Annotated in this window: 3 protein-coding genes; 2 read left to right on the top strand and 1 reads right to left on the bottom strand. The window is 73.4% G+C overall.

The features are described 5' to 3' along the window. Nucleotides 1-494: 494 nt before the first annotated feature. A complete protein-coding gene (locus ACFWJB_RS28290) occupies nucleotides 495-2,837 on the bottom strand; it encodes a beta-N-acetylglucosaminidase domain-containing protein (protein ID WP_386925725.1) in 2,343 nt (780 codons plus the stop codon). Nucleotides 2,838-3,260: 423 nt separating this feature from the next. Here ACFWJB_RS28290 and ACFWJB_RS28295 point away from each other — a divergent pair, with 423 nt between their 5' ends. After that, on the top strand, nucleotides 3,261-3,911 hold the full coding sequence (locus tag ACFWJB_RS28295; RefSeq protein WP_386925687.1) for a beta galactosidase jelly roll domain-containing protein: 651 nt from the start codon (nucleotides 3,261-3,263) through the stop codon (nucleotides 3,909-3,911). Nucleotides 3,912-4,013: 102 nt separating this feature from the next. Further along, nucleotides 4,014-5,984, top strand: a complete 1,971-nt coding sequence (locus ACFWJB_RS28300; protein ID WP_386925689.1) for a family 20 glycosylhydrolase — start codon at nucleotides 4,014-4,016, stop codon at nucleotides 5,982-5,984. Nucleotides 5,985-6,122: the final 138 nt, after the last annotated feature.

Below are 6,122 nucleotides of genomic sequence, written 5' to 3' on the forward strand. Positions count from 1 at the left end.
CGCCCCCGCGCCCCCCCCCCCCCCCGCCCCCCGATGGGGCCCGGGGTACCCCTCGGGACCCCCCCCCCCGGTCCGGGGGGGGGGGGCCCAACCCCCGGCCCTCCGGTGCCCGCAGTGCCCCGGCGGACCGCTTCCCGCCGCCGCGCGGTCCCGCGGACGGCCGCTGTCCGTCACCGTCCGCCGGTCAGCGGGAGGCGGTACCGCCGATGACGCTGAGGGTGATCTGCGTCGGCCGGCGCCGCAGGCGCTGTGCGTCGCCTGGGCGCCGGTGGCCACGACCTTGACGGTGTAGTCGCCCGGCGGGGTCGAGGCGGAGGGGGCGGTGCCGGCCGACGCCCCCCGGGTCCGTTCCAGGCCGAGGGTGCCGCTCGACGGCTCCAGCCGGACGCCCGCGGGCGCGGACGCTGCCGTTGAACCGGTTGCACAGGGCCAGGGCGCGCGACGCGGGCCCAGGCGCACGTCCCCGCGGATCGCGTGGGGACGTGCGCCGCGTGTCAGGCCGCGGGCGTGCCGTAGACGCCGATCTCGTGGATCGAGTAGCCCCAGGACGTCCTCCGCTCGACGCCCTGCACGCGGACGTACCGCACGGCCTCGTCGTCGGTGACCCGGACGAGGTCGTTGCCGCAGGAGTCCGGGCGCTGCGTGGACACGGTCCTCCAGGTCACCCCGTCCCGGGAGGCCTGCACGGCGTACTCCGTCGCGCAGGCGTTCTCCCAGGAGACGGTCACCGCGGCGACCTTCGCCGGGGCGGCGAGCTGGATCTGCACCCATTCGTCGTTCGTGTAGCCGGAGGCCCAACGCGTGTCCAGGCGTCCGTCGTTGACGTTCCGGGCCGCCAGCCGGTCGAGGTCCAGCTCCACGCTGGAGGCGGTCGCCGTGCCCTTCAGGGCCAGGTTCTCCGTGCCTCCCGCGGAGTCCCACAACCGGAGCCGGAGGTCGGCCTGGGCGAGGAAGGCGTCGAGCACACCGTCACCGACCTTGGGCTGGACCTTGCCCCAGGAGTTGCGCGGCGGGTCGACGCGCACGGCGCGGGCCCGTTCCTGCAGCGCGTTCGACTCGGTCAGGAGCCGGTCCGAGGTGTCCTTGTCCCCGGCCTGCCGTGCCGCGAGCGCGTCGAGCGTCTTGACCATCGCCTCGCCCCACAGCTCGGTGGCGTCCAGCCAGGGCGCCGCGTCGACGGTGAAGCCCTTCTCCACGGAGCCGCCGCGGATGACCGACGGGGCCCGCTCGACGGCGGCCGCGTACGCGCGCAGGGCCCGCACGGCGCCGGTGCGGTCACCCGCGTCCCACGCCTTCCAGAACTCCTCGACCCGGCGTGCGAGTTCCGGCGCCTGGGGCTGCCAGGGGGTGGAGCCGAAGGTCGGGGCCATGTGCTCGAGGTCGCCGAAGGCGAGCAGGGCCCCGGTGGCCTCGGGGTCGCCCCCCGCGAGGTAGGACATGGCGTTGCGCCAGTTGGTCCGCGCGTCGTAGGCCCGGTCGTTCCAGGTGAAGTCCGCGGTGCCGAAGACGGCGACCTTGCTGGCGTAGGGCTGGTTCATGGGGTTGGCCACGATGCCGGACAGGTGGTCGGACAGCCCGGCCTGGCGCTTGTCGTAGGGCGCGAGCAGCAGCCGGCCGCTGGTGTTGCCGAAGTCGTTGACCGGGTAGTTGTCCCAGACGAAGACCTTGCGGCCGAACACCTTCGCGGCCTGCTCGGCCTCGTCGTCGGTGATCTGCGTGGGTACCACGCCCACACCGGTCCACATCACCTCGACCGCGGGGTCCAGGGCCTCCCGCAGGGCCCGCTTGTAGGCCGAGTCGCTGTTGTTGTAGTACTCGGTGGGCACCATCTGCAGCGGCCAGGTGCCCGCGTGCGTGGCGACGAAGGTGCGCTGCACGTCGTTGAGCAGGTCGACCTGCGCCTTCCCGGCGGCCCCGGCGCCGGGTTCGCCGTACGCGGCCCGGTCGGCCTCGCAGTTCCAGCGGGTGTAGTTGATGTCGTCGAGCGGGACGGAGAAGGCGCGGGTGCCCAGGTCGTACATCGCCTGGAGCTTGGCCTTGAGGGCCGCGCGGTCGGCGGGGTCCGAGTAGCAGATCGACTCGCCGGGGGAGACGGCGAAGGTGAAGCGCACGTGGTCGGCCGTGGCCCGGGCGACGAGTTCCCCCAGCTCGGCCAGCTTGTCCGCGGGGTAGGCCTCGCGCCACTTGCCGCGGTGGTAGGGATCGTCCTTGGGCGCGTAGATGTAGGTGTTGGCCTTGACGTCCCCGTAGAAGTCCATCTGGTCGAGGCGCTCGGCGTGCGTCCAGGGCTGTCCGTAGAAGCCCTCGATGGTGCCCCGCAGCGGCATCGACGGGAAGTCGCTCACCTGGACTCCCGACACCTTCCAGCCGTCGTCCCCGGCGGGGACGAACAACTGCCGCAGGGTCTGCACGGCGTAGTACTGGCCGGTGGCGTCCTTGCCGCCGAGGGCGATCCGCGCGCCCCGCCCGGCCCGCGCGACGCGCAGGGCGTATCCCTCCGCGTGGTCCGGCACCGCGGTGTCGCCGAGCGCCGCCGCGATGTCAGGGCGTGCGGCCGGACCGAGACGCACGGTGAGCAGGCCGGCGGCGGCCCGGGGAACGTTCCCGGGGGTGACGACGTCCACCCGGTCGGCGCCGTGGGCCTTCAGTTCGTCCACGAGGCGGGCCCGGGCCGGGGCGTCCGTGGTCCCGTCCGCCACGACGATCACCCGGCCGGTCACGACGACGTCGCCACCTGCGCGGGTGAGGGACTGCGGGGTCGGCGAGACCGGCGGCACCGGGGCCGCGGCGCTGGGGGCGGCCGCAGCAGGAGCGGCCGACGACGACTCGACCGCCATCGTGCTTGCGAGTGCGAAGCAGATGCCCAGCGTCGTGATGGTTGTCGTGCGTCTTCTCACGAAGACCTCCAGTGTTGGTCTGGACCATGAAATACCTTCTCCACAGGGATGATGCAGGGATCGGCCGCTGGAGGTAAGACGTATGGGGTCTAGACCTCTTGCCGGGTGGGCTTTACTCTGGCCAACACTGATCGACAGGGTGTCGCTTTGGCATGCTCTGTTCACGGCATGGCTTCACGCGGTCACATCACCGACGGAAACGTTCCTCGAGCCCGTGTCATCGGAGGCGCCCATGCACCAGTTGTCCAGATCCCACCGGACCCGGGGGCGCGGCGCTTCCGCCCGGTCCGGAGGACCGGCCCCGCGGCCGCTGGCGGCCGGCCTCGCCCTCGCCCTGCTGGCCCTCACCCCGGTGAGCCGGCCGTGCTGGCGATCCTGGTCCGCAACATGGGGCACTACGAGGACTGGTCCTCCGACGGCCGGTCCAAGGGCTGCCGCGGTCTGGCCGACGTGGCCGTGCCCGGCTCCGGCCCGGTGACGTGGCGCATCCAGGGCGCCGCGGGCGGCCCCGACCCGGTCGACACCGTGCGCGGTGTCCACAACAACGGCGGTCTCTACGGCGAGCGCGCGGGCCGGCACCTGCCGGGCGCACCGGACTCCTCCTGGCGCACCACGTCCTCGCTCAAGAGCGACCGGCCCGGTGTGCGCTGGTTCCGCACGACGGCCCGGCTGAACCTGCCGAGCGTCACCGACACGGCGATCGGCCTGCGGATCGACGACGCCGGCGCGCGCGCCGACGAGTACCGGGTGCAGATCTTCGTGAACGGCTGGAACACCGGCCAGTACGTCAACAACGTGGGCCCCCAGCAGGAGTTCGTCATCCCCTCCGGATTCCTCAGGGCACGGGGCGAGAACACCCTCGCGCTCGCCGTCACCGCCGAGCAGAGCGGCGTCGGACCCGACTCCGTCCGGCTCGTGCACCGGGGCACCGTGCTCGGCGGCGTCCAGGCCGGGCAGAACGCCTCACCCGGCTACGGGGAGCTGTTCGGCGCGGCCCGCTCGCGGGAGCGGTGACCCTGCCGTCCCCACAACCCCCGGCCCCCACAGAACCCGCCCGCCCCGGTCACCGGAACGACCGGGGCGGGCGGCCCCGACCCGCACGACGGAAAGGTGAACATGAAAGCCGGACGACGACGCGGAACCACCGGACTGGTCTGCGCGATCACCGCGGCGGTCACGGCCGCCCTGCTCCCGATGACCTCCGCCGGCGCGCAGGAACCCCGTGCGGCCACCGCCGGAGCGGCGGCCCCCGAGGTACTGCCGACCCTGCGCGAGTGGAACGCGGAGCCGGGGGAGTTCCGGCTCGGCGACCGGGCACGCATCGTGCTCCGCGACGTCGACGCCCGGACGGCCGCCGACGCGCGCAGATTCGCCGGCGAGCTGCGCGAGGTCACCGGGCGGACGCCCCAGGTGGTCAGAGCGCGGTCCGCCGAACCGGGTGACATCGTGCTGAGCCAGGACGCCTCCCGCAGGGGCGAGTTGGGGACCGAAGGGTACCGTCTGGGGTCCGGCGGCCGGCTGACCGTGACCGGCGCGACCTCCACCGGCGTGTTCTACGGCACCCGCACCGTGCTGCAGATGCTGCGCGAGGACGGTACGGCCCCCGCCGGCACGACAACGGACGTCCCCGAGTACCGCGAGCGCGGCGTCGGCGTGTGCGCCTGCTACATCCACGTCTCCATGGACTGGTTCGGGCGCCTGATGCGCGACATGGCGTCGCAGAAGCTGAACCAGCTATGGATCGAGGCGAAGGTCAAGAGCGACGTCGACCCCGAGTCGGCGTTCTGGGGCTACTACACGAAGGCCGAGGTGCGCGAACTGGTCGCGATGGCCGAGCGCCACCACATCGAGCTGATCCCGGAGATCAATTCGCCGGGCCACATGGACCCGTACCTGGAGAACCACCCCGAGCTGCAGCTGAAGGACAGCAGCGGCAAGGCCTCCCCGCCCCGGCTCGACATCACCCGCCCCGAGGCGTTCACGTACTACACCTCCCTCGTGGACGAGGCGCTCGACGTCTGGAACACCCGGTCCTGGCACATGGGCGCCGACGAATACATGATCGGCTCCGCCTACCCCGACTTCCCGCAGATCCAGCAGCACGCCACCGAGAGGTTCGGCCCCGGAGCGACCCCGGACGACGCCTTCGTCGACTTCGTCAACCGGGTGGGCGACCACGTCCGCGAGGACGGCCGCACGCTGCGCGTCTGGAACGACGGACTGCTCGGACGCAACAGCCTCGTCCCGCTCGACCGGGACATCGCCGTGGAGCACTGGCTGGGCGGCGGGAACCTGAGCAAGCCGTCCTCGCTCCTCGCCGAGGGCCGTCCGGTGATGAACTCCGCCTACGCCCTCTACCTGGTGCGCGGCGGCTTCACCACGAACACGCGGCAGCTCTACGACTCCGGCTGGACACCGCTGCGCTTCGAGGGCGAGACCCTCACCTCACGGCCCGCGAACCTCACCGGCGCGAAGATCAGCATGTGGCCGGACAGCGCCGCCGCCGAGACGGAGAACGAGGTCGAGGCCAAGGCGTTCATGCCGCTGCGGTTCATCGCGCAGGCCACCTGGGGCGGACCGCGGCCGAGCGCCACCTACGAGGGGTTCGAGGACCTGGCGCGCCGCGTCGGCCACGCGCCGGGCTGGGCGAACACCGACCGCACACCGCTCGCCGACGGCGTCTACGCGCTGACCGGAACCGGCGGCAAGCGGCTCGCGCCCGCCGGCCAGGAGGCCGGCACCACCGTGGGCTTCGTCCGGGACGGGACCGCGGCCTGGGACGTGACCGCCACCGCCGACGGCTACTACACCCTGCGGTCGTCCCGGACGGGCCTGTGCCTGGACGTCACCCGCGGCAAGCACTACCTGGGCGCGCCGCTGGAGGCCGGGGCGGAGATCACCCAGGAGACGTGCGTGGCGGGCAAGCGCACCCAGCGCTGGCAACCCACGCCGGACAAGGGCGCCCTGACGTTCGTGAACGCCGTCTCGCAGCTCCGGCTCACGGAGCGGCGGGCGGACGGCACGGCGGTGCAGACGGCACCCGACGTCACGGCCCCGACCCGCGTCCGGGCGGTCCCGCAGGGCTGACCCGGAGCACCGGCACAACAGCGGCCGGGGCCCCGGGGCCGGGCCCCGGGCCCCGCGGGACCGGCGGCGCACCCGCCGGGGAGGGCGACACGCTAGGCCCCGAGGGGGCGGCCCCCCCGGCGGCGGGGTGGGGGGGCA

The sequence above is a fragment of the Streptomyces sp. NPDC127100 genome, from assembly GCF_042724095.1.
Classification (GTDB): Bacteria; Actinomycetota; Actinomycetes; order Streptomycetales; family Streptomycetaceae; genus Streptomyces.